Raw genomic sequence first — 24,246 nt, 5'->3', positions numbered from 1 at the left:
CCGGCAACCTCCAAGACTTTACCCGATGATCCGGGAATCTACTAATTGGAGGTGAAGCCGACCAGCAGTCCGCCGGTGACCTTGACCATCACGTTGTAGATGCCGGCCACGACAGCGCCGAGCACGGTGATGACGATGAGGTTGAGGATGGCCACGACCGCCGCGAACGCCATGACCTGCGGCAGGTTCAGGAACTGCTTGATCGAGAAGTCGCCGTTCGAGAACGCGACGAACAGCTCGTCCACCCGGTCGATGAGACCGGTGGTGCTGAGCACCATGAAGACGAGGAAGGTCGCGACGACCGTGACGATCGCCAGAGCCACGGCCGCCAGGAACGACAGCTTCACGGCCGACCAGAAGTCGACGTAGACGAGGCGCAGGCGGACCTGCTTGGCGCTGGTCTTGCTCGTGGATTTCTTGGCGAGTTTGTCGGCGACCGTGCTCATGCGTCAGAACCACTCTCTTCGGTATCCGCGGACGGGGGTGCATCCGGGGCGGTGGCATCCTCGGATGCCGCGTCTTCGGTCAGTCCACGCTCGCCGTTCCGGGCGATGGCGAGGATGCGGTCGTCGTCACCGAACCGGGCGAAGACGACGCCCATGGTGTCGCGACCCTTGGCCGGGACCTCGGCCACGGAGGAGCGTACCACCTTGCCGCTGGCAAGAACCACGAGGACCTCGTCGGTCTCCGACACGATGAGACCGCCCGCGAGGACGCCTCGATCGTCGTTCAGCTTGGCGACCTTGATGCCCAGGCCGCCGCGGCTCTGGGTGCGGTACTGGTCGACCGAGGTGCGCTTGGCGTAGCCGCCGTCGGTGACGACGAACACGTAGCCCTCGTCGCGCACGACCGATGCCGACAGCAGGCTGTCGTCCTCGCGGAACGAGATGCCCTTCACACCCTCGGTCGATCGGCCCATCGGACGCAGCGCGTCGTCGGTGGCCGCGAAGCGCAGCGACATGCCCTTGCCGGTGATGAGCAGGATGTCGTCGCCCTCGTCGACGAGCAGGGCGCTGACGAGCTCGTCGCCGCCGGCCTCGTCGTCCTGGCCGCGCAGGCGGATGGCGATGACACCGCCCTGGCGGTTGGTGTCGTACTCGGTCAGCGCGGTCTTCTTGACCTTGCCGTCGCGGGTCGCGAGCACCAGGTACTGCGCAGCGGCGTAGTCGCGGATGTCGAGGATCTGCGCGATCTCCTCACCGGGCTGGAGAGCGAGGAGGTTCGCGACGTGCTGGCCCTTCGCGTCGCGACCGGCCTCGGGAAGCTCGTACGCCTTGGTGCGATAGACGCGGCCCTTCGTCGTGAAGAACAGCAGCCAGTGGTGCGTCGTCGTGACGAAGAAGTGCTCGACGACGTCGTCCGCGCGCAGCTGGGCGCCCTTGACGCCCTTGCCGCCGCGGTGCTGCGAGCGGTAGTTGTCGCTCCGCGTGCGCTTGATGTAGCCGTCGCGGGTCACCGTGACCACCATCTCCTCTTCGGGGATGAGGTCTTCCATCGACATGTCGCCGTCGAACCCGTGGAGGATGTGCGTGCGCCGCTCGTCGCCGTACTTGTCGACGATCGCGGTCAGCTCCTCGCCGATGATCGAGCGCTGGCGCGCGGGAGTGGCGAGGATGTCGTTGAGGTCGGCGATCTTCAGCTCGAGCTCGGTCGCCTCGTCGATGATCTTCTGACGCTCGAGCGCCGCGAGGCGGCGCAGCTGCATCGACAGGATCGCGTCGGCCTGCAGGTCGTCGATGTCGAGGAGGGTCTTCAGTCCCTCTCGCGCCTCCTCGACCGTGGGGGAGCGGCGGATGAGCGCGATGACCTCGTCGAGGGCGTCGAGCGCCTTGAGGTATCCGCGCAGGATGTGCATGCGCTTCTCGGCCTCGTTGAGGCGGTAGCGCGTGCGACGGACGATGACCTCGATCTGGTGGGTGATCCAGTGCGAGATGAAACCGTCGAGCGGCAGGGTGCGGGGCACGCCGTCGACGATCGCCAGCATGTTGGCGCCGAAGTTCTCCTGCAGCTGCGTGTGCTTGTACAGGTTGTTGAGCACGACCTTGGCCACTGCGTCGCGCTTGAGGACGACGACGAGCCGCTGGCCCGTGCGGTCGCTCGTCTCGTCGCGGATGTCGGCGATGCCGGTGATCTTCCCGTCACGGGCGAGGTCGCGGATCTTCAGCGCGACGTTGTCGGGGTTCACCTGGTAGGGGAGCTCGGTGATCACGAGGCAGGTGCGGCCCTGGATCTCCTCGACCTCGATGACGGCGCGCATCGTGATGGAGCCGCGACCGGTGCGGTACGCCTCGCGGATGCCCTTCGTGCCGAGGATCTGCGCCCCGGTGGGGAAGTCGGGACCGTGGATCCGCGACATCAGGGCTTCGAGGAGCTCCTCGCGCGACGCGTCCGGGTTCTCGAGCGACCACAGCGCGCCCTCGGCGACCTCGCGCAGGTTGTGCGGCGGGATGTTCGTGGCCATGCCGACGGCGATGCCGACGGAACCGTTGACGAGCAGGTTCGGGAAGCGCGAAGGCAGAACGACAGGCTCCTGCGTCTTGCCGTCGTAGTTGTCCTCGAAGTCGACGGTGTCCTCGTCGATGTCGCGGACCATCTCCATGGCGAGGGCCGCCATCTTGGTCTCGGTGTACCGGGGGGCCGCGGCGCCCTGGTTGCCCGGCGACCCGAAGTTGCCCTGTCCGTCTGCGAGCGGGTAGCGCAGCGACCACGGCTGCACGAGGCGGACGAGCGCGTCGTAGATCGCGCTGTCGCCGTGCGGGTGGTACTGACCCATGACCTCGCCGACCACGCGGGCGCACTTCGAGTAGCTCTTGTCGGGGCGGTATCCGCCGTCGTACATGCCGTAGATGACACGCCGGTGCACGGGCTTGAGGCCGTCCTCGACGCGCGGGAGCGCTCGTCCCACGATGACGCTCATCGCGTAGTCGAGGTAGCTCCGCTGCATCTCGACCTGGAGGTCGACCTGGTCGATGTTGCCGTGGTTGTGGGCAGGAGTGAGGTCGGGACGTTCTTCGTCAGACATACGTTCTCAGTTTCTCGATGTCGCTCGGCTCGATCAGATGTCGAGGAAGCGGACGTCCTTGGCGTTGCGCTGGATGAAGGTGCGGCGGGATTCGACGTCTTCGCCCATGAGCACCGAGAAGATCTCGTCGGCGGCAGCCGCGTCGTCGATCGTCACCTGGCGCAGGGTTCGCGTGCTGTGGTCCATCGTGGTCTCCCACAGCTCCTTCGGGTTCATCTCGCCGAGACCCTTGTAGCGCTGGATGCCCGACTCCTTCGGGATGCGCTTGCCGTTGGCGAGCCCCTCGGCCAGGAGCGCGTCGCGCTCCTTGTCGCTGAACACGTACTCGTGATCGGCGTTGGTCCACTTGAGCCGGTACAGCGGCGGCATCGCGAGGTAGACGTAGCCCGCTTCGATGAGCCCGCGCATGTAGCGGAACAGGAGGGTCAGGAGCAGCGTCGTGATGTGCTGCCCGTCGACGTCGGCATCCGCCATCAGCACGATCTTGTGGTAGCGAGCCTTCTCGACGGCGAAGTCCTCGCCGATGCCGGTGCCGAACGCCGAGATGATCGCCTGGATCTCGTTGTTGCCGAGGGCACGGTCGAGCCGCGCCTTCTCGACGTTGAGCACCTTGCCGCGCAGCGAGAGGATCGCCTGCGTCTCGGGGTCGCGGCCGCGCACGGCCGAACCGCCGGCCGAGTCGCCCTCGACGAGGAAGATCTCGGAGATCGACGGGTCCTTACTCGTGCAGTCCTTGAGCTTGTCGGGCATCGACGCCGACTCGAAGACGCTCTTGCGGCGGGCGGTCTCGCGCGCCTTGCGTGCCGCGAGGCGCGCGGTCGCGGCATCCACGGCCTTCATGATGACCCGCTTGGCCTGGGCGGGGTTCCGGTCGAGCCAGTCGGTGAGCTGGTCGCCCACGATCTTCTGGACGAACGCCTTGGCCTCGGTGTTGCCGAGCTTCGTCTTGGTCTGCCCCTCGAACTGCGGCTCGGAGAGCTTGACGGAGATGACGGCGGTCAGGCCCTCGCGGATGTCGTCACCCGTGAGGTTGTCGTCCTTCTCCTTGAGGAGGCCCTTGTCGCGGGCGTACGCGTTGACGCGCGTGGTCAGCGCGGCGCGGAAGCCCTCTTCGTGCGTGCCGCCCTCGTGGGTGTTGATGGTGTTCGCGAAGGTGAACACGTTCTCGGTGTAGCTCGTCGTCCACTGCATCGCGAGTTCGAGCGAGATGTGACGCACGGTGTCTTCGGACTCGATCTCGATGATCTCGTCGTTGACGACCTCGCTCTTGCGCAGCTTGTTGAGGTACTCCACGTAGTCGACGAGGCCCCGCTCGTAGTGGAAGTCGTCGTGGCGCTGCTGCGATTCGGATCCACCTTCCTCGAGGTCGACGACGACGGCCGCCTCGGGGCGCTCGTCGGTCAGCGTGATGCGCAGCCCCTTGTTCAGGAACGCCGTCTGCTGGAAGCGCGTGCGAAGAGTGTCGTAGTCGAAGGCGATCGTCTCGAAGATGTCGCCGTCGGGCCAGAAGGTGACCGTCGTTCCGGTCTCGTCGCTGTCCTCACCCTTCGCGAGAGGGGCCTGCGGCTTGCCGCCGTCGGCGAAGGTCTGGCGCCACACCGAACCCTGGCGCTTGATCTCGACCTCGAAGCGCGTCGAGAGAGCATTGACGACGGACGAACCGACGCCGTGGAGTCCACCGGAGACGGCGTACCCGCCGCCGCCGAACTTTCCACCGGCGTGCAGGACCGTCAGCACGACCTCCACAGTCGACTTCGTCGGGTCGGAGGCGTGCGGATCGACCGGGATGCCGCGGCCGTTGTCGACGACGCGGAGACCGCCGTCTTCGAGGATCGTCACGTGGATCGTGTCGCAGTAGCCGGCCAGTGCCTCGTCGACGGCGTTGTCGACGATCTCGTAGACGAGGTGGTGCAGGCCACGCTCACCGGTGGATCCGATGTACATTCCCGGACGCTTCCGGACCGCCTCGAGGCCCTCGAGCACCTGGATCGCGTCGGCGCCGTACTCGTTCGGGACCTTGGCCGAGGTCGCCTCGGCCACATCGGGGGTTTCGGGGTCTTCGGGAACGCTGTCGGGATTCTGAGACGTCATAGGTTTCGAGCGCTCCACATCGGTTCGGTCAGTCCCGTCCAGTCTACCCTTTCGGGCGCTCTCACACGGCGCTCAGCGCCCGTATGGCGAACGAAAGTCGGATTCGACGACTGGGGACGTGGCTCAGCCGTAGGTATCGCGAGGGCCACGGCCTGGAACGGCTCTGGGGCCCCATTTCCAGGAGGGGACGTCCGGGCCTACGAAACGCACCGACTGAACGCCCGACTGCGGGAACGCTTTCACGAGCTGCGTCGTGATGACGGTGCGCATCAGGTGGAGGTTCTTCGCCCAGGCCGTCGAGTCGCACTGCACGGTCAGCACACCGTCGGAGAGCGCGACCGGGGAGGCGTGCCTGGCGGTCTCCTCGCCCGCGACCTCCGCCCAGCGCAGCACGAGGTCTTCACGCGAGAGCTGCGCGTCCCACCCGGCCTGACGAGTGAGGTCGGCGATGACGTCACCGAGCCCCTTCGGATCACGCCCGGAGGTGAAGGGCTGGTTCTCGTCGTCATCGGTCCGCTGCCGCCGGCGCTTCTTCCACCGGCCCGACGGTTCGAGTCCGCGGAGACGGAGGTAGGTGGAGATGGTCTCGGGAGCCTCGTCAGACGGCAGCATCGGAATCCTCATGCAGCGTGCCCGCCTCGACGCGGACGGTGCGGGCGCGTAGATCGAGAGGAACGTCTTCGGCGACCGCCGCCGTGACGATGACCTGCTCGTAATCGGCCACGATGCCGGCCAGTCGTGCGCGACGATCGGCGTCGAGCTCGGCGAAGACGTCGTCGAGGATGACGATGGGATCACCGAGTGTCGATTCGGCGCGCAGCAGCTCGGCCGACGCGAGGCGGAGCGACAGCGCGACCGACCACGATTCGCCGTGCGACGCGTAGCCCTTCACCGGCAGATCGCGGATGCGCAGGATCAGATCGTCGCGATGCGGGCCGACGAGCGTGATGCCGCGCTCGAGCTCGGTCCCGCGACGATCGGCGAGGGCGGCGCGGAAGAGCTGCTCGATCGCCGCGGCGTCGGCGACACCGGAATCGGCGGGGGAGTCGTCCTCTTCCGGATCGGCGCCGCCCACCGACAGTGCCCACTGCAGCTGGGGGCGGTGGTCGGCTCCGGCGATCGCGGCATAGGCGCGGGCGACGGGACCGGTGAGTTCGGCAGCCAGCCGCAGGCGAGCGCGGATGACGTCGGTGCCGAGGGTGACGAGCTTGTCGTCCCACACCTCGAGCGTCGAGAGACCGTCGCCCCGGATGCCGCGCGCCCGGGCAGACTTCAGCAGCGCGTTGCGCTGCTTCAGCACCCGGTCGTAGTCGGCGAGCACACCCGCCAGGCGCGGTGCGCGCTGAATGAGGAGCTGATCGGCGAAGCGACGACGAGCCGAGGGGTCTCCTCGGACGATCTGCAGGTCTTCCGGCGCGAAGAGCACGACCTGCGCGTATCGGGGGAGCTCGGCGGTGCGCACCGGTGATCCGTTGACCCGGGCCTTGTTCGATCCCGAGCGATTGAGCTGGGCCTCGAGCTGGACGCGCCGCTGCCCGTGGGCGAGCCGGGCCCGGACGAAGGCGGCATCCGCGCCGTCGCGCACCATCGGGGCGTCCTGCGAGACCCGGTGGGAGCCGAGCGTGGCGAAGTACCCGATGGCCTCGGCGAGATTCGTCTTGCCCTGGCCGTTGCGCCCGACGAAGACGTTCGCCCCGGGAGCGAGAGAGAGCTCGGCGGCCGCGTAATTGCGGAAGTCCACCAGGCTCAACTGCTCGACGATCATCAGATCACCCTAGTTCGCGTCTCCGACAGTCCACCGAGGTGGGCCCTGCCCCGGATGATCAGCGCAGGAGCAGGTTGGGCTGCAGGAGGTACTTGAACGACTCCACGCCACCCGACGTCTGCGGTGTGATGAGAATCGGGCTGAGCTTGTTCGCGTTCTCGCTCGACGTGAACGTGACGCGCGTGAACTCGCTCTTGACCGCCGCGAGCGCCTCGAGGAGGTACTGCGGGTTGAGGCCGATCACGACCTCCTCGCCCGTCAGCGTCGCATCGACCGATTCGGTCGCGCGCGCCTGCTCGGTTCCGGAGGCATCCATCGAGACCCCGTCCGCGCCGAACGTGAAACGCAGCGGAGCGGAGCGATCGAGCACCAGCGCCACGCGGCGCACGGCCTCGATGAGCTCACCCGTGTTGACGACCGCGTGGTGATCGGTCGCCTCGGGGAACAGGCGCCGCACCGGGGGGAAGTTCCCCTTGATGAGCAGCGACGTGACCGTCTTGTTGCCGGCCGTGAAGGCGATGATCTCGCGGTCTCCGGAGCCCGAGAACGAGACGGTGATGTCACCCGAATGGGCGAAGGTCTTGCCGACCTCGGTCAGCGTGCGCGCGGGGACGAGAGCCGTGGTCGTGTTCTCGTCGGCGACGATCCCGCTGTCGAACGGGATGTCGCGCAGCGCGACGCGGTAACGGTCGGTGGCGACGAGGCTGAGCTGCGTACCGCTCACCTCGAGCTGGACGCCGGTGAGGACGGGCGTCACGTCGTCGCGCGATGCCGCGAATGCGACCTGCGAGATCGCCGTGGCGAAGTCTTCGGCGGGCACGACACCGGATTCGCCCGAAACCTCGGGGATCGCGGGATATTCCTGCACCGGCATCGAAGCGAGGGTGAAGCGCGCCGAGCCGCATGTGAGCAGGATCCCGTCGTCGTCGACGGCGATCTGGATGGGTGCGTTCGGGAGGCGGCTGGCGATCTCCGACAGCAGACGGCCGTGCACCAGGATCGTGCCGGGCTCGTCGACGGTGGCTTCGATCGTCGTGCGTGCGGATGCCTCGTAGTCGAACGCCGACAGCGACAGACCTGTGTCGGTGGCTTCGATCAGCACACCCGCGAGGATCGGCTGCGGGTTGCGCTGGGGGAGGAGCTTCACGACGAACGACACAGCCTCGCTGAAGACGTCGCGATTGACCTGGAACTTCACTGGCGCTCCCTTGTCGTGGATGAAAGCTCTCCCATGCTAGTGCCCAACTCGAGCCGTTCCCGAAGCGGGGTTCGGAGCGGCCTCAGCGGCGTCGAGGTGATCGAATCGCAAAATCTCTAGATCTAACTGTCTTCTTCATCTCCGCTGTGGAAACTGTGGACAACTCGCTCGATCCCAGTCGGCAGAGGGGAACCACACGTTTGTAACTTGTGAGCCGGCTGCGGATGAGCGTGGGATGACGTCGAGCGCCGACGGATCCGTCTCGAGCGGCGATCCACAGGAGATGTGTGATTCGTTCACAACTCTTCGACGACGAATCAAAGTTATCCACAGGTTTTCCACACTGTGCAGAACCGCATGATGGGCCGTCGTGCGAGCCCTGTCAAGCTGAGTTCAGCGTCGACCGAGCTGGGACGTGATCTCGGAGACCTGGTTGTAGATCGAGCGACGCTCCTTCATGAGCTCGCTGATCTTCTTGTAGGCGTACATCACGGTGGTGTGGTCGCGGTTGCCGAAGAGCTGCCCGATCTTCGGCAGCGACAGGCTCGTGCGCTCGCGGCAGAGGTACATGGCGATCTGGCGTGCGGTGGCCACGGCCTGCGATCGGCTCGAGCCGTAGAGGTCGTCGACCGAGAGACGGAAGTACTGCGCGGTCGCGGTGATGATGTCGGTGGGGGAGATGACGTTCGCGTCATCCTGATCCACGATGTCGCGCAGCACGGTCTGCGCGAGCGAGATGTCGAGGTTCGAGCGGTTGAGGCTCGCGAACGCCGACACCCGGATGAGGGCGCCCTCGAGCTCGCGGATGTTCGACGAGACCTTCGTGGCGATGTACTCCAGGACGTCGTCGGGGACGAGGAGGCGCTCGGACTGCGCCTTCTTCCGCAGGATCGCGATACGGGTCTCGAGGTCGGGCGCCTGGACGTCGGTGATCAGGCCCCACTCGAAGCGGCTGCGCATGCGGTCTTCGAAGCCGGTCAGGTGGCGAGGGGGCACATCGCTCGTGATCACGACCTGTTTGTCGTGGTCGTGGAGGGTGTTGAAGGTGTGGAAGAACGCTTCCTGGGTCTCGGCGCGACCCTGCAGGAACTGGATGTCGTCGATCAGCAGGATGTCGACCTCGCGGTAGCGCGCCTGGAAGGCCGATCCGCGGTTGTTGGCGATCGAGTTGATGAAGTCGTTGGTGAACTCTTCGCTCGAGACGTACCGGACGCGGATGCCGGTGTACAGATTGAGCGCGTAGTCGCCGATGGCGTGGAGCAGGTGCGTCTTGCCGAGGCCCGAGTCGCCGTAGATGAACAGCGGGTTGTAGGCCTTGGCCGGAGCCTCGGCGACGGCGACGGCGGCCGCGTGGGCGAACCGGTTGGACTGGCCGATGACGAAGTTGTCGAACGTGTACTTCGGGTTCAGCCGCGTGTCATGGCGGGAGGTCGAGGCGGGGGCCTCGACGTATTCCTCGCCGGCCGGCCGCAGCGGCGCCGGCGCGGCCGCGGATTGAACGGGGATCGGGGCCGTCAGGTGGGCGTCGGCGAGCTCGGGGTTCACGACGACGCGGTAGCTCGAGGCACCCGGCTCGACGTGCACGTGCGCGAGGGCCTCCATGATGGGCTGACGCAGCCGCTTGTTGAGCTGAGCGGCGGTGAGGTCGTTCGGAACGTCGAGGTAGAGCGTTCCTCCCATGACACCCTGTGCGACGGCGAGACTCAGGAACCCCTGCATCTGGGGGGTCACCCGGTCATCGTCGGCGAGCAGGTCGAGGACCGCGTTCCACACCGGGACGTCCGGGAGATCGTGCTGAGCCAAGAGTTCCCCCGCGGATGATCGATGCTTGTCCACACAGCTACGCGCCAAACTGGGGATAGCTGTGGATAACTGCCCGTGACACGCTAGTCATGCGGTGTCGGGAGCGCCAAATCCACTGTAGTTCCGGCCCGCGTGTCGCCGCCAGGGCCTGTGCACAGCGGTGGATAATTGCGGGTTCCCGTCGCTCCGGTTTGAGTTACAGGAGAACGCGACGTACCCTTAGTCGGTTGACTTATGCCCGCGAGGGCAGTCCTGTACCCCCGTGTCCCCGGTCTGAAGCGTTCCGGTGACCGCCGATCCGGAGTGATCCCTATGAGCAAGCGCACGTTCCAGCCCAACAACCGCCGCCGCGCCAAGAAGCACGGCTTCCGCGCCCGCATGCGCACCCGCGCCGGTCGCGCCATCCTGTCGGCTCGCCGCGGCAAGGGCCGCACCGAGCTGTCGGCCTGACACAGCCTCTTCTGTGCTGGCGCGCGGAAACCGGATCACGCGCGGGGCGGATTACAAGGCCGTCGTCCGCGGGGGTGCTCGCTGTGCCGGTGCGCACACCGTGACCTACGTGGTGTCCACCGGTGCGAGCCGTGCTCCCCGCTTCGGTTTCATCGTCAGCAAGCAAGTCGGATCAGCCGTCGTGCGCAACACAGTGCGCCGACGGCTGAAGGCCGTTTGCGCGCAGGCCCTCCCCGACGTCCGCGAGGGCGCCGACATCGTCATCCGAGCGCTCCCGTCTGCGGCGCGCTCGGATTTCGCGGATCTGAGAGACGAGGTGGAACGGTGTCTGCGACGACGTGCGGCGGTATGAGCTGGTCGACGCTGCCGACGGCCTCCGTCGGCGACGGTCATCTGACCGCGGCATCCGTTCTTCGCGCCGTCCCCCTGATCCCGCGCAATGCCGGTATCGCGCTGCTCCACGCGTACCGGTCCGTCGTGTCGCCGTTGTACGGCGACGTCTGCAAGTACTACCCGAGCTGCTCCGCGTACGCGGTGGGAGCCGTGCAGCAGCACGGTCTCGCGAAGGGGTCCGCCCTCGCCGCCGCCCGGCTCGCCCGATGCCACCCGTGGGCAGCGGGGGGCGTCGATGACGTCCCCGCCCACCGGGACTTCCGCCACACCCTGACCAGGCACGGCTTCGTCGTGCCGCCGAGAAAGGACTGATCCCGTGCTGGATCTCTTCCTCGCCACGCCGACTCCCGTCGTGCCGACCCCGACGACTCCTCCTCCCGGCGGTGCTGACTTCTTCAGCACGATCATGTGGCCGTTCAAGTTCCTGGTCGAGGCGATCCTGGTCTTCTGGCACTGGGTCCTGACGGCTCTGGGGATGCCGGCCGCCGCAGGCGCGACCTGGGTCATGTCGATCATCGGTCTGGTCATCGTCGTGCGTTCGGCCCTGATCCCGCTGTTCGTGCGCCAAATCAAGAGTCAGCGGAAGATGATGGAGCTCGCGCCCGAGATGCGCAAGATCCAGGAGAAGTACCGCGGCAAGCGCGACCAGCTGTCCCGCGAGGCCATGAGCCGCGAGACGATGGCGTTGTACAAGAAGCACGGCACGACGCCGGTGTCGAGCTGTCTTCCGCTCCTCGTGCAGATGCCCATCCTGCTGGGCATGTTCTACACGCTGAGCGACGTCAAGAAGCACGCGGAGTGGGGCGTGGGCGGCGTGGGTCTGCTCAACGTCGACCTGACGAAGCAGTTCTACGACGCGCAGCTGTTCGATGTGGCGCCGCTCCACACGAACATGATCGAGGCGATCAACCTCGGGCAGACGGCCACCGTCACGATCCTCGTGGTCCTGGTCGTGCTGATGATCGCGTCGCAGTTCATCACCCAGCTGCAGATCATCTCGAAGAACCTGTCGCCCGAGGCCAAGACCGGCCAGGCGTACCAGATGCAGAAGATCATGCTCTACGTCCTTCCGCTGGCGTTCATCTTCTCGGGTGTCTTCTTCCCGCTCGGCGTCGTCATGTACTGGTTCACCTCGAACATCTGGACCATGGCCCAGCAGTTCATCGTCATCCGGAACCTGCCGACCCCCGGTTCGGAGGCCGCGAAGGCCCGCGAGGAACGCCTCGCACGCAAGGGCAAGGCGCTCGATTCCAAGGGGCGCGTCGTGTCGATGGAGAAGTACGAGGCCGAACAGCAGCGACTCCTCGAAGAGGCCGAGCGTGCGCGCGCGGCTCAGCCGAAGCGCCAGCAGCCGATGAGCAAGCAGCGCGCGAAGAAGCAGTCGAACAAGGACGGCTCGCAGGGCTGACCCTGCCGGCATCCGCATCGAACAGATCGAACTACGCGAGGAATCATGACGAACCCCACCGAGTCCGCGACGGCCGAACGCCCCGACGCCACCGTCGAAGAGCTCGAGCGCGAAGGTGACATCGCTGCTGACTACCTCGAAGGTCTGCTCGACATCGCCGACATCGACGGCGACCTCAACCTCGATGTGCGGGCCGGTCGCGCCTACGTATCGGTGGAGGCTGACGACCCGAGCGCGCTCCGGGTGCTGTCGCATCCGGATGTCGTGCAGGCGGTGCAGGAGCTGACGCGGATCGCGGTTCAGACGAAGACGGGACGCTTCTCGCGCCTCATCCTCGACATCGGCGGGTCACGCGACGCGCGCCGGCGCGAACTCGAGCGTCTGGTCGACCGGGCTGTCGAGCGCCTCAACGCCGGCGCATCGCAGGCGTCGCTGCCGGCGATGTCCAGCTACGAGCGCAAGCTGGTGCACGACATCGCCTCCGAGCGTGGCGTCGTCTCGGAGTCGTACGGCGAGGGCGTGGATCGCCACACCGTCATCCGTCATGGCTGATGTTTCACGTGAAACACCCGTGATCGAGCAGGAGCCCGTCGCTGCGGTCGAGATGCTCTTCGGGTCGCGAGCGGACCTCGCCCGGCGCTACACCGCTGCTCTTGCAGAGCACGGCGAGGAGCGAGGGCTGATCGGACCCCTGGAGCTGCCGCGACTCTGGACGCGACACATTCTGAACTGCGCTGCCGCAGCACCCTTGTTCAACGGCCGCGTTGGGGATGTGGGTTCCGGCGCCGGTCTTCCGGGCCTCGTCCTGGCTATCGCGAGACCCGACGTCGAATGGGTGCTCATCGAAACCATGGAGCGGCGCGTCACGTGGCTCGGCGAGCAGGTCTCCGCACTCGGGCTCGATAATGTCGAGATCGTTCGCACACGAGCTGAGGAATGGGGTGGGGCTGGCACCCTCGACGCCGTGACTGCGCGGGCTGTCAGCGCGCTGCGCACGCTCGTCCCGATCACCGCTCCGCTCGTGCGGGACGGCGGCGAGCTCATCCTGTTGAAGGGCGCGAACGCCGAGGCGGAGATCGCTGCCGCCGAGAAAGTGCTTCGTCGGTTCCGGCTTCGCGATGTCCGCGTGGAGACGGTAGGGGAGTCGGTGCTCGCGGAACCCACGCGGGTCATTCGCGCGACCGTCAGGTGATGTTTCACGTGAAACGTCGGAGTACCCCTCGCCCACGTTTCACGTGAAACATCACCATCGCCCGTTTCACGTGAAACGTCAGAGGGCATCCGTAGAGTGAGATCAGGAACTGAGGAGTTGAACGAATGGCAGAACCGGAATCGGGCCGCGCGTCGCTGACGTTCGATTCTCCGCTGGCGCGCGAACTGGCCGATCTGTCGTCGCGGCGGCGCGCGCTGGATGCCGTATCGATCGACTTTTCCAGCGAGACGCGTGTGATCACCGTCTCGAACCAGAAGGGCGGTGTGGGTAAGACGACGACGACGGTCAACCTCTCTGCTTCCCTCGCCTCCCTGGGTGCTCGCGTGCTCGTCATCGATCTCGATCCCCAGGGGAATGCCTCGACGGCACTCGGGGTCCCGCATAGCGCCGACATCCCCAGTGTCTACGACGTGCTGATCGATCAGTTCCCGCTGTCCGACATCGTGCAGGTGAGCCCGGAGTCACCCAATCTCTTGTGTGCGCCGAGCACCATCCATCTCGCTGGCGCCGAGATCGAGCTGGTCTCGCAGGTCGCGCGCGAGCATCGACTGCGCACGGCCGTCGAGGACTATCTCGCGTCGACCGAGGACCGCATCGACTTCGTCGTCATCGACTGCCCGCCTTCTCTCGGGCTTCTGACCATCAATGCCTTCACCGCTGCGCACGAGTTGCTGATTCCGATCCAGTGCGAGTATTACGCGCTGGAGGGCCTGAGCCAGCTGCTGGGCAGTGTCTCGATGATCCAGAAGCATCTGAACAGCCGGCTTCACCTCTCGACCATCCTCCTGACCATGTACGACGGGCGCACGCGCCTGGCGCAGCAGGTGGCCGAGGAGGTGCGGTCGCACTTCCCGAACGAGGTGCTGCGTACCGTGATCCCGCGCTCCGTGCGCGTCTCGGAGGCACCGAGCTTCGGGCAGACGGTGATCGCCTACGATGGTCAATCGGCCGGCGCGGTGGCATATCGCGAGGCAGCCGTCGAGATCGCCCAGCGAGCGTCTGCTGCAGCACAAGGAAACAAGGGAGAAGCCTGATGGCCAAGCGCACCGGATTGGGCCGAGGAATCGGCGCACTCATCCCGACGTCGGAGGCGACGGAGGCGCGCCCCGTCGACGTCTTCTTCCCGGGTGCCAAGGGCGCGACGGCGACCATCGAGGCCCCGGCATCCCCTGAGGCGGCGAAGGATGATGCCCCCGAGCTCGTCTCGATCCCCGGGACCGCCCTCATCCAGGTCGATCCGAACGAGATCGTCCCCAACCCGCGGCAACCTCGTACGCACTTCGACAGCGACGACCTCGCGGAGCTCGTCCACAGCGTTCGAGAGTTCGGTGTGCTCCAGCCGATCGTCGTCCGCACGAACGAGGACGGCAAGTACGAGCTGATCATGGGCGAGCGCCGAACGCGTGCTGCCCGCGAGGCCGGACTCACGGCCATCCCCGCCGTCCTGCGCGACACGTCGGACGAGAATCTGCTCCGCGACGCGCTGCTCGAGAACCTGCACCGCTCGCAGCTCAACCCGCTGGAAGAGGCGTCCGCCTACCAGCAGCTGCTCGAGGATTTCGGGATCACGCAGGAGGAGCTCGCGACCCGGATCGGACGCTCGCGGCCGCAGATCAGCAACACCATCCGCCTACTGCGGCTGCCGGTTCCGGTCCAGCAACGTGTCGCCGCGGGTGTCCTCAGCGCGGGTCACGCCCGGGCGATCCTCTCCGTCGACGGTGCCGACGCGATGCAGCGCCTCGCGGACAAGATCGTCAACGAAGACCTCTCGGTCCGGGCCGCGGAAGCCGCGGCCAAGACCATCGAGGCCGCCGGCACCCGCCGGCCCGCCCCGAAGGCGGGGGGTGTTCGCGCGCACCTCGACGAGGTAGCCGGACGGCTCGGCGATCGCCTCGACACCAAGGTGAAGATCTCGCTCGGCGCACGTAAGGGCCAGATCGTGGTCGACTTCGCCACGATCCAGGACCTGAACCGGATCCTGGCCGAGCTGGGCGAGGACGCATACGGCGCACGCTGACGCCGGTGTCGGTGGCGCGACGTAGGCTTGTTCGGTGAACGACGAGCAGAACCCCAAGCGAGCCAGCGTCGAGCTGCTGCGCGCTGAGGCCGCCGATGAACTGTCGGTGCTCGTCGAGGAGCGGCTCCGCGCGGGTGAAGACCCGTGGGAGTTCATGGAGGAGCTGCCCTCGGTCGACGAGCTCGTCGTCCTCATGCTGCGGGCGGAGAACATCGCCGCCTACGGCGGTGGTCGTCCCAGCTCGGCCCGCAACTACCGCGTCCTGCGCCAGATCGCGATGGATCACCCCGAGCTGACCCGCGCCGTGTGGCGGCTGCTGGGCAGTGAACCGCATCGCCGGTGGGATGCCGCGACGAGAGCCGACGCGTCCTGAGTGGCGTCGTGAACCCGAGCCGATAGAAAAAAGCCCCGGTCAGATCAGTGATCCGACCGGGGCTCCGTTCATATGGCTGTCAGCCGATGTACGAGGCGAGGTCCTGCTCGAGAGCGAACTTCGGCTTGGCGCCGATGATCGTCTTCTCGACCTCCCCCTTGTTGAAGACCTTCATCGCCGGGATGGAGGTGATCTGGTACTGCATGGCGAGGTTGGGGTTCTCGTCGACGTTCAGCTTGAGCACGGTGATCTTCTCGGGGTGCTCGGTGGCGATCTCGTCGAGGATGGGTCCGACCATGCGGCACGGACCGCACCATGCGGCCCAGAAGTCGACGAGGACGGGTCCATCGGCGTCGAGGACGTCCTGCTGCCAGGTGCTCTCGGTCGTGGCCTTGGCGGTCATGGTGATCTCCTTCGAAAGGGTGTCGCCTACGTCAACGACGCGGGCGCGGGAATTGTTCCGCGGTGCAGCCGTCAGGCAGCGTCGCTCTCGTCGTTCGTCTCGGTCTCGGCGACGAGCGACTCGAGGCCTTCGTCGGGGCGGCCGCGGAGCGGCGAGCTGTCGGCTGCGGGCTCGGACGCCTCACCGAGGGCGGCGAGGTAGTGCTCGACGTCGAGTGCTGCGACCGTGCCGCTTCCGGCGGCGGTGACCGCCTGGCGGTAGGTCGGGTCGATGACGTCGCCGGCAGCGAAGACACCCGGGACCGACGTCCGCGACGAGCGGCCGTCGACCCACACGGTGCCGTGCTCGGTCAGGTCGAGCGACCCGTGGACGAGGTGCGTGCGCGGGTCGTATCCGATCGCGACGAAGATGCCGTCGAGCGCGAGCTCGTGGGTCGAGCCGTCGACCGTGTCGCGCAGGACGACGCCCGTGACGGCATCCTCACCCAGGATGTCGGCGACCTCGCTGTTCCAGATGAACTCGATCTTGTCGTTGTTCATCGCGCGGTTCTGCATGATCTTCGAGGCGCGCAGCTCGTCGCGGCGGTGGATGACGTACACCTTCGAGGCGAACTTCGTCAGGAAGGTCGCCTCCTCCATGGCCGAGTCGCCTCCGCCGACGACGGCGATCGTGCGCTCGCGGAAGAAGAAGCCGTCGCAGGTGGCGCAGTACGACACCCCGCGTCCGGACAGACGGCTCTCGCCCTCGATGCCGATCTTGCGCGGCGCCGAACCGGTCGCGAAGACGAGGCTGTCGGCCTCGTGGGTGGCGCCGCTGCCGAGGGTGACCTTCTTGACGGGGCCGTCGACGTCGAGCTCGACGACGTCGTCGTAGAGAACCTCGGTGCCGAACTTCTCGGCCTGCTCCTGCATCTTGGCCATGAGGTCGGGCCCCATGATGCCCTCGGGGAAGCCGGGGAAGTTCTCGACCTCGGTGGTGTTCATCAGCTCGCCGCCCGCTTCGACCGAGCTCGCGATCAGCAGCGGCTTCAGGTTCGCGCGTGCCGCGTAGATCGCGGCCGTGTAGCCGGCCGGGCCGGATCCGATGATGATGACCTGTCGCACGTCGACATCCCTTTCTGGGGTCTGGAATCCGCGTCGCGGATACCCCGACACGTCCAACCCATGGTAGCCGCGGGGCATTCCCCGGCGGCCGTGGGGCAGGGGTGTCAGCGGCCGAGGATGCGGCGCACCGTGCGCACCGCTGTGCCGAGCTCCGGCGCACGGAGGACCGCGAGGAGGATGACGTAGACGACGAGGGTCGCCAGGCCGATGACGGCGCCGCCGATGAGCGCTGCGGCGACCGTCTCGATCGTCCATCCCCACACACGTGCCAGGAGCAGCGAGACGCCCCAGCCGGCGGCGCAGGCGGGGATGCCGGCGGCGACGAAGCGCAGAACGCCGCGTACCGCACCGCCCAGGCCGAGCGGGCCGATCTTCCGGCGCAGGAGGATGACCGCGAGCACCAGCTGCACGATGTTGGCGAGCGACTGCCCCAGCGCGATGCCGACGGCAAGATACTCTACGGGCAACAGGAGATAGGCCGCGACGGCGCTCGCGGCGACGAGGATCGCCTGCACCAACGTGAACACGAATGGTGTCCGCGTGTCCTGGTGGGCGTAGAAGGTGCGCTGCAGCACGAACTGGAACGACAGCGGCAGCAGAGCGACAAGATACGCGGCGAGGACCCAGGCGAACGTCGCCGCCGTCTGCGGACCGTCCGTGAAGACGCGCGAGATGGGCAGAATCGCTGCCACAATCGCGGCCAGCGCACCGACCATGAAGATCCCGATGGTTCGGGTGGCGGCGTCCAGATCGGAGCGGAGCGCATCGGGTCGCCCCGTGGCGACATGCGCGCTCAGACGGGTGAAGTAGGGCGTTCCGATCGACAGTACGATCACCGAGAACGGCAGCATGAACACCAGCCACGCGTAGGACATCGCCGCCACTGAGGCACCGGCGTTGGATGCCGCGCTCACGAGAGTCGACTGGACGAGGCCGGCGAGCTGGCCGACCAGGACCATCAAGAATGTCCAGCCCGCGAGGCGGCCGATGTGCCGCAGCCCGATGCCTCGCCACCGGAAGTCGGGACGGATGTGCAGGCCAGCGCGGCGCCAGAACAGCAGGAGCACGCCCGCCTGTGCGACGATGCCCGCCGTCGCGGTGCCGGCGATGACAGCCACCATCGTCGGAGTCCAGCCGACCACGTCCTCCTGGACGCCGAAGAGCCAGATGAAGACGAGGAAGCCGATGATCGACACGATGTTGTTCACGATCGGCGACCAGGCGAAGGGGCCGAACACTCCGCGCGCGTTGAGGATTTCGCCGAGGAGGGCGTAGATACCGTAGAAGAGCAGCTGCGGCAGGCACCAGTAGGCGAATGCCAGCGTCAGCGCCGAGGCCTCGGGGCTCAGCCGGGAGCCGAACGCCACGACCAGCAGCGGCGCCGCGACGACGGCGATGACCGTCGTGATGAACAGGGCGGTGGTTCCGAGTGTCAGGAGCTTGGAGACGAAGGCGCTGCCGCCGTCGCGATGCTTCGCCGCCTGGATGATCTGCGGGACGATGACGCCGGCCAGAAGGCCGGACGAGATGATCGCGTAGATGTTGTTCGGCAGCTGATTGGCGATCGCGAACGCATTGGCTGCCCCGCCGGTCGCGCTGGTGGCGATCACCGGCAGCGCTGCCGCGAGCACGATGTTGCGCACGAGGCCCGTGACCCGGGAGACGAGTGTTCCCGCGGCGACGACCGCTCCTGCCCGGCCGATTCCGCTCACTCGGTGCTCTCCTGCTGTTCGGGGGTGTCGTGCTGCTGCGCTGCGTTCTCGCTCCGCCGGCGTCGCAGCTTCAGCACCGTTCGGATCACGCCGCCCGCGATGAGGACGACGACGATCACGATGATCGCGGTGATCCCGACCGACTCCCACTCCGCGCGCACCGTGAGGCCGATGGCCTCGGGCGCTCCGATCGGCACGGCCGCGGTGCTCCGCAGCTGCAGGCTGAGTGTCGTCTCACCGCTTCCGACGCGCGCCTCGACCGGCACGTCGACGCGGGTGTTCTGCTGCGCGCCCGCTTCGACGACCGTCGCCTTCTGCACGATCAGACGGGGGTCCCCGGTCTCGGCGAACAGCACGAGGGAGACCGGCCAGGGCAGGTCGTTGCGGACCGTGACGGGAATCGGGGCGCTCGTGGCGAGGAAGTTGATGGTGCCGGGGTTCGCGATGCCGACGGCATCCAGCGTGCTCTCGGTGTTCTCCTCGTGCTGCGCGACGGCGGCCGCCCACGCGGTCGGCTCGGTCAGCCACGCGTCGCCGATCAGCTGCAGGATGGCGGTGCGTTCGCGCGCCGTCAGCTGGGTGGGTTCGACCAGGGCGGTCGCGAAGGTCGCGAGGCGCTCTTCATCGGCGAGGAAACGCTGCAGGGCCGCGACGCGGTCGGCATCGGCGGGGATGTCGGCGACGGTGACCTGCGCGGGCGCTGCAGCACGGAGATCCTGCAGCGACGTCGGGGTGGCGCCCGTGGCGCCCGTGATCGCGGTGATGGCCGTCCTCACACCGGCGCGCGAGCTCGTCGCGGGACGATCGATCGTCGCGACGAGGGGGCCCTCGCCGCTCAGCGCGACCTGCGCCGTGGCGGCGGCGAGTTCCGCGCTGCGGAGCGGCGCGTCGTCGGATGCCGCCGCGACGCGTGCGAGCTCGGCGGAGACCAGGTGGTCGTACATGAGGAGATCGGCCTCGCCCGTTGCGGCGCGGACGCCGCCGTCGCCGCCGGAGACGGTGTCGGACGGCACGAGGGTGAGCGCGTCGGCGTCCGCCCCGGCCTGCGCATCGATGGCCGCGACGACGTCGGGTCCCGCGGTGCCGCCGGCGGGCCAGAAGATGTCGCGGACGGTGTTCGCTGCGGTTCCGACGGCGAGCAGCTGCCGCAGATCGGGTACGGCTGCGGCCGTGGTGGACCCGGCGGAGCTGAAGTTCGCCGGATCGGCGTAGGGAGCGAGGGTCGTCGGCTCGAGCGGCGCCGTCAGACCGGCGTGCACCTGCGTCGCGAGGTCGGCGTCACCGAACTGCAGGGCGAACCGTTCATTGGGCAGCGCCATGAGGCTCGAGAGCCAGCCCGTCGCGGTTGCCGGCGCGCTCGAGCCCAGGACGCGGATCGACGCGACGATCGCGGGGTCGACGGCGAGCACCGCCGGGGTGCCCGTGACAGCGTCCAGCACCGCGCTCAAGGAGCCGTTCTCGGCCGTGAGCTCGGTGAGCTCGGTCGCCGTGAGCAGTCCCGACGTGCGGGCTCCCGCAGTGATCGGGACGATGACGGTGGTCGAGCGCGGCGGGGCGTCGGTGCGGGGCACGGTGATGACAGTGCGCGACGAACCACCCGGACCGGATACGGCGACCGGGTATACGCCGGGGGCGAGGCCGACGAGATCTTTCTCGGTGGCGGAGATCGACACGTTCGTGGCGCGTTCGTCACCCGCCGCGAGCTCGGCGACATCGGCGCGGGCGACCTCCTCGAAGACCGGGAGCGCCTCTGCCGCGTCGTCGCCGGGCCGAAGCCAGTCGACGACCGCCTGCTGCGACGTCAGGGCCGAGCGCGACAGGGAGACCGAGACGGTGCCGGCAGGAAGTGCGCGCGGCGACCCGTTCCGCTGATCGACCGAGATGACCGCGTCGGCGCCGGTCGCGACGGTTCCGCCGTTGGCGGGCGCGGCGATGAGCGAGGCGACCCCCGGGGTCCCGGGTGTCGGGCTGGCGTCCGGTGTCGGGCTGGCGCTGGGGGCCGGGCTCGGCGGCGTCTCGGCGAGAGCGGACGCGGGAGACGCGAGCGGTGCCACGACGATCGCCGCAGCCGCGAGCCAGCCGAGCACGCGGGCACCGCGACGGGCGCGACGGGCGCGGGCGGTGGCAGGGGAAATGTCGGTCATGGCGGTTCTCGACCCGCTGCGATACCCGACCGCAGGGTCGCACAGAGTCTAGGGCGGCCCCGCTGTGCGTCATCCGAGGCGGGCCGGGCCGTGCGGCTATTCGACTGCCCGCACGGTTGAATGGGGGAGTGACCCTGCACCCCGACGCCGGCCGCTGCGCGGCGCTCCGTACCGACCTGGATGCCGCGGGCTACCGCGCCGACGCCCTGCGTGCGCTCTGGGGCGGGATGGTCGACACCGCGGTGGGTCACGGGCTCATCGAGCCCGCCCGGCGCGTGCTGGCCGGCCGCACCGACGCGCTGGCCGTGCTGGCGGGCCTGCTGTTCCTGGGAGGGCCGGCGCCCCGCGCATCAGTCGACGCCGCGCTGCCCTCGCTCGGGGCGGCGGGCCTCACGGAGCTCGGGCTCGCCCACCTCGACGGCCACCTCGTCGTACCCGACGCCCTGGTGCGACCGCAGGACATCTCGGATGCCGCGGGCGAGGGCCACTGGTGGATCGCGAGCGACCTCGACGAGGCAGCGGTGGGCGGGCCGCTGCCCACGGGCCATGTCCTGGGCGTCGGCGGCGCCTCGCTGACGCTCGCGGGGCTGCAGTTGACATCCCCGGTGGGACGCGTGCTCGACATCGGCACGGGGTGCGGCATCCAGGCTCTTCGTGCGCGGCGCGCGGGGGACCACGTCGTGGCGACGGACATCTCGGAGCGCGCCCTCGCTTTCACGCGCCTGAACGCCCTCCTCAACGACGTCGATGGGATCGAGACTCGGTTCGGCAGCCTCTTCGAGCCGGTCGCCGGCGAGCAGTTCGGGCGGGTGGTGTCCAACCCGCCCTTCGTGATCACTCCCCGCGTCGAGGGCGTACCGGCATACGAGTACCGCGACGGTGGCATGTCGGGCGACGACCTCGTCGCCGCGTTCGTGCGGGAGGTCGGCTCGGTGCTGGCTCCGGGCGGCGTGGCCCAGCTGCTCGGCAACTGGGAGTACCGTGCCGGCGAGGACGGTCTGGACCGCGTGCGCTCGTGGGTATCGGAGTCGTCCGTCGCCCTCGATGCGTGGGTCGTGGAACGCGAGCAGCTCGACCCGCTCGCCTACGCCGAGCTGTGGGTCCGCGACGGCGGCACCGCGCCCGGCTCGCCTGCCTACGCGCCGCTCGTGCAGGCGTGGCTCGACGACTTCGCCGCCCGCGGGGTCACCGCGGTGGGATTCGGCTACGTCACGCTGCACCGGCCGGCCGTCATCCCGACCCTCGCTCGCTACGAACGGATCGCCGGAAGCATTCCCGGCGCTCTCGGTCCCCACATCGGTGAGTCGCTCGACGCGTGGCAGCGGCTCTCGAGCATGACCGACGCCGACCTGGATGCCGCGGTGCTGCGGGTCGCACCCGATGTGACCGAGGCACGCCATCACACTCCGGGCGCGGAGGATCCGCAGGTCATCGAGCTGCGTCAGGGCGCGGGGTTCGGACGGGTGCTCGATGTCGATCCGGCCCTCGCGGCGCTCGTCGGAGCCAGCGACGGCGACCTGCCCGTCGGCGTGCTCGTCGCCGCGATCGCCGACCTGCTCGAGGTGGATGCCGCAGCGCTCCGCGCCGACCTGCTGCCGCGCGTGCGCGAGCTGCTGTTCACGGGCTTCCTGCGCTTCGCGGACTGATCCCGCGCTGGGGGAGGGGCGGACGAGCCCGGTAGGCTCGGACGCATGCTGAACATGGCCGAGGGTGTCGCGCGCCTGGGCGCCCTGGCAGCATCTCCGGTCGTCTCGACGCTCGCCGACGCCTTCGAGCGCGCCGGCTTCGAGCTGGCGATCGTCGGCGGTCCCGTGCGAGATGCGCTGCTGGGGCGCGCGACCAACGATCTCGACTTCACGACGAACGCCCGACCCGACGACATCCTGCGCGTCGTCGAGCCCCTCGCCACCGCGACGTGGGACATCGGTCGCGCCTTCGGCACGATCGGTGCGAAGGTGCGCGGCGAGCAGATCGAGATCACGACCTACCGAGCGGACAGCTACGACGGCGTGACCCGAAAGCCGACGGTCGAGTTCGGCGACACGCTCGAGCAGGATCTCGCGCGCCGGGACTTCACCGTCAACGCGATGGCGCTGCGGGTTCCGGGACCGTCCCTCGTCGACCCGACGGGCGGGGTCGAGGATCTCGTCGCGACGACGCTGCGGACGCCGAGCGATCCGGCCGTGAGCTTCGGCGACGACCCGCTGCGGATGCTGCGTGCCGCCCGCTTCGCCTCCCAGCTCGGCTTCTCGCTCGATCCCGCCACCGGGCAGGCGATGACCGAGCTGCGCGAGACGCTCTCGATCGTGAGCCCCGAGCGGGTGCAGGGCGAGCTGGTGAAGCTGCTGCGCACCGACGATCCCGCACGCGGCATCCGGCTGCTCGTCGACACCGGCCTCATGCAGCTCGTGCTGCCCGAGGTGCCGGCGCTGCGCCTCGAGATCGACGAGCACCATCACCACAAGGACGTCTACGAGCACTCCCTGACGGTGCTGCGCCAGGCGATCGAGCTCGAGCACGAGCGGCATCCCGGCGCGGAGCCCGACGTGGTGCTGCGCCTCGCAGCGCTCCTCCACGACATCGGCAAGCCCGCGACGCGCAAGCTCGAGCCCGGCGGGGGAGTGAGCTTCCACCACCACGACATCAAGGGCTCCCGGATGGCGCGCAAGCGCCTGCAGGCCCTGCGCTTCGACTCCGACACGATCTCGTCGGTGAGCCGCCTCGTCGAACTGCACCTGCGGTTCTTCGGCTACTCGGAAGGTGCCTGGACGGATTCGGCCGTCAGGCGCTACGTCCGCGACGCGGGCGACGAGCTCGAGCGACTGCACATCCTCACCCGCGCCGATGTCACGACGCGGAACAAGCGCAAGGCGGCTCGCCTGAAGTCGGCATACGACGACATCGAGCGACGCATCGACGAGCTGGCGGCCGCGGAAGAGCTCGGCGCCATGCGCCCGGAGCTCGACGGCAACCGCATCCAGGAGATCCTCGGCATCGGCCCCGGCCGCGAGGTGGGCGAGGCGTACCGGTTCCTGCTCGACATCCGACTCGACGAGGGCATGATCGGCGAGGATGCCGCGGAGCGGCGCCTGCGCGAGTGGTGGGCCGCGCGCTCCGAGGCGTGAGGAGCCCACGGGCCCTACCGCGAGGA

The 24,246-nt window shown here is 68.2% G+C and carries 22 protein-coding genes; 11 read left to right on the top strand and 11 right to left on the bottom strand.

Features of this window, described 5'->3' with window-relative positions; all coding sequences use genetic code 11:
* Positions 1-41 precede the first annotated feature (41 nt).
* The 7 genes from CI089_RS06675 to dnaA all read right to left on the bottom strand — a co-directional run bounded on the left by CI089_RS06675 (position 42) and on the right by dnaA (position 9,795).
* On the bottom strand, positions 42-446 hold the full coding sequence (locus CI089_RS06675; RefSeq protein WP_023953427.1) for a DUF3566 domain-containing protein: 405 nt from the start codon (positions 444-446) through the stop codon (positions 42-44).
* On the bottom strand, positions 443-3,022 hold the full coding sequence (gyrA, locus tag CI089_RS06670) for a DNA gyrase subunit A (RefSeq protein WP_094260774.1): 2,580 nt from the start codon (positions 3,020-3,022) through the stop codon (positions 443-445). The genes CI089_RS06675 and gyrA overlap by 4 nt, the downstream gene beginning before the upstream one ends.
* 33 nt (positions 3,023-3,055) lie before the next feature.
* Positions 3,056-5,113 carry a DNA topoisomerase (ATP-hydrolyzing) subunit B gene (gyrB, locus tag CI089_RS06665; RefSeq protein ID WP_094260773.1) on the bottom strand — a complete coding sequence of 686 codons (2,058 nt, stop codon included), beginning with the start codon at positions 5,111-5,113 and terminating at the stop codon, positions 3,056-3,058.
* 123 nt (positions 5,114-5,236) lie between these two features.
* Complete coding sequence (locus tag CI089_RS06660; RefSeq protein ID WP_023953430.1) at positions 5,237-5,725, bottom strand: DUF721 domain-containing protein; 489 nt, start codon at positions 5,723-5,725, stop codon at positions 5,237-5,239.
* Positions 5,712-6,878 (bottom strand): DNA replication/repair protein RecF, encoded by a 1,167-nt coding sequence (recF, locus tag CI089_RS06655; protein WP_094260772.1) that lies wholly within the window; start codon positions 6,876-6,878, stop codon positions 5,712-5,714. The genes CI089_RS06660 and recF overlap by 14 nt, the downstream gene beginning before the upstream one ends.
* A gap of 58 nt (positions 6,879-6,936) precedes the next feature.
* On the bottom strand, positions 6,937-8,076 hold the full coding sequence (gene dnaN / locus CI089_RS06650) for a DNA polymerase III subunit beta (RefSeq protein WP_094260771.1): 1,140 nt from the start codon (positions 8,074-8,076) through the stop codon (positions 6,937-6,939).
* A 393-nt stretch (positions 8,077-8,469) separates the two neighbouring features.
* A complete protein-coding gene (gene dnaA / locus CI089_RS06645) occupies positions 8,470-9,795 on the bottom strand; it encodes a chromosomal replication initiator protein DnaA (protein ID WP_370877356.1) in 1,326 nt (441 codons plus the stop codon).
* Between the two features lie 396 nt (positions 9,796-10,191).
* Here dnaA and rpmH point away from each other — a divergent pair, with 396 nt between their 5' ends.
* The 9 genes from rpmH to CI089_RS06600 all read left to right on the top strand — a co-directional run bounded on the left by rpmH (position 10,192) and on the right by CI089_RS06600 (position 15,733).
* On the top strand, positions 10,192-10,329 hold the full coding sequence (rpmH, locus tag CI089_RS06640) for a 50S ribosomal protein L34 (protein ID WP_036304730.1): 138 nt from the start codon (positions 10,192-10,194) through the stop codon (positions 10,327-10,329).
* A gap of 13 nt (positions 10,330-10,342) precedes the next feature.
* Complete coding sequence (gene rnpA / locus CI089_RS06635; RefSeq protein ID WP_023953438.1) at positions 10,343-10,681, top strand: ribonuclease P protein component; 339 nt, start codon at positions 10,343-10,345, stop codon at positions 10,679-10,681.
* Positions 10,678-11,034: a membrane protein insertion efficiency factor YidD gene (yidD, locus tag CI089_RS06630; protein WP_094260769.1), complete on the top strand. Its 357-nt coding sequence runs from the start codon at positions 10,678-10,680 to the stop codon at positions 11,032-11,034. The genes rnpA and yidD overlap by 4 nt, the downstream gene beginning before the upstream one ends.
* Before the next feature lie 7 nt (positions 11,035-11,041).
* On the top strand, positions 11,042-12,130 hold the full coding sequence (gene yidC / locus CI089_RS06625; protein ID WP_094261276.1) for a membrane protein insertase YidC: 1,089 nt from the start codon (positions 11,042-11,044) through the stop codon (positions 12,128-12,130).
* A 45-nt stretch (positions 12,131-12,175) separates the two neighbouring features.
* Entirely contained in the window at positions 12,176-12,682 is a 507-nt protein-coding gene (locus tag CI089_RS06620) for a Jag family protein (protein WP_094260768.1), read from the top strand.
* Positions 12,675-13,322 (top strand): 16S rRNA (guanine(527)-N(7))-methyltransferase RsmG, encoded by a 648-nt coding sequence (gene rsmG, locus CI089_RS06615; protein ID WP_094260767.1) that lies wholly within the window; start codon positions 12,675-12,677, stop codon positions 13,320-13,322. The genes CI089_RS06620 and rsmG overlap by 8 nt, the downstream gene beginning before the upstream one ends.
* A gap of 125 nt (positions 13,323-13,447) precedes the next feature.
* Positions 13,448-14,377, top strand: a complete 930-nt coding sequence (locus CI089_RS06610) for a ParA family protein (RefSeq protein WP_094260766.1) — start codon at positions 13,448-13,450, stop codon at positions 14,375-14,377.
* Positions 14,377-15,360 (top strand): ParB/RepB/Spo0J family partition protein, encoded by a 984-nt coding sequence (locus CI089_RS06605; RefSeq protein ID WP_094260765.1) that lies wholly within the window; start codon positions 14,377-14,379, stop codon positions 15,358-15,360. Before CI089_RS06610 ends, CI089_RS06605 begins: the two co-directional genes overlap by 1 nt.
* 34 nt (positions 15,361-15,394) lie before the next feature.
* Positions 15,395-15,733, top strand: a complete 339-nt coding sequence (locus CI089_RS06600) for a tryptophan synthase subunit alpha (RefSeq protein ID WP_094260764.1) — start codon at positions 15,395-15,397, stop codon at positions 15,731-15,733.
* A 79-nt stretch (positions 15,734-15,812) separates the two neighbouring features.
* On the opposite strand, the gene trxA is transcribed toward CI089_RS06600, so the two are convergent.
* The 4 genes from trxA to CI089_RS06580 all read right to left on the bottom strand — a co-directional run bounded on the left by trxA (position 15,813) and on the right by CI089_RS06580 (position 21,095).
* The gene (gene trxA / locus CI089_RS06595; RefSeq protein ID WP_023953450.1) at positions 15,813-16,136 is read right to left on the bottom strand and encodes a thioredoxin; all 324 of its coding nucleotides are present in this window, start codon (positions 16,134-16,136) and stop codon (positions 15,813-15,815) included.
* Positions 16,137-16,207: 71 nt separating this feature from the next.
* Entirely contained in the window at positions 16,208-17,239 is a 1,032-nt protein-coding gene (trxB, locus tag CI089_RS06590) for a thioredoxin-disulfide reductase (protein ID WP_256977581.1), read from the bottom strand.
* A 104-nt stretch (positions 17,240-17,343) separates the two neighbouring features.
* A complete protein-coding gene (gene murJ, locus CI089_RS06585; RefSeq protein WP_094260763.1) occupies positions 17,344-18,951 on the bottom strand; it encodes a murein biosynthesis integral membrane protein MurJ in 1,608 nt (535 codons plus the stop codon).
* Positions 18,948-21,095 carry a DUF6049 family protein gene (locus CI089_RS06580; protein WP_094260762.1) on the bottom strand — a complete coding sequence of 716 codons (2,148 nt, stop codon included), beginning with the start codon at positions 21,093-21,095 and terminating at the stop codon, positions 18,948-18,950. Before CI089_RS06580 ends, murJ begins: the two co-directional genes overlap by 4 nt.
* A gap of 128 nt (positions 21,096-21,223) precedes the next feature.
* Between CI089_RS06580 and CI089_RS06575 the strand changes: the two genes are divergently transcribed.
* Entirely contained in the window at positions 21,224-22,741 is a 1,518-nt protein-coding gene (locus CI089_RS06575; RefSeq protein WP_256977575.1) for a DUF7059 domain-containing protein, read from the top strand.
* A gap of 45 nt (positions 22,742-22,786) precedes the next feature.
* Positions 22,787-24,220, top strand: coding sequence for a CCA tRNA nucleotidyltransferase (locus tag CI089_RS06570; protein WP_094260761.1), 1,434 nt, complete (start codon positions 22,787-22,789; stop codon positions 24,218-24,220).
* Positions 24,221-24,246 lie beyond the last annotated feature (26 nt).

It is taken from the genome of Microbacterium sp. Yaish 1, assembly GCF_002245215.1.
In the GTDB taxonomy this organism is placed as follows: domain Bacteria; phylum Actinomycetota; class Actinomycetes; order Actinomycetales; family Microbacteriaceae; genus Microbacterium.
This window is presented reverse-complemented; position numbering and strand designations above follow the sequence as displayed.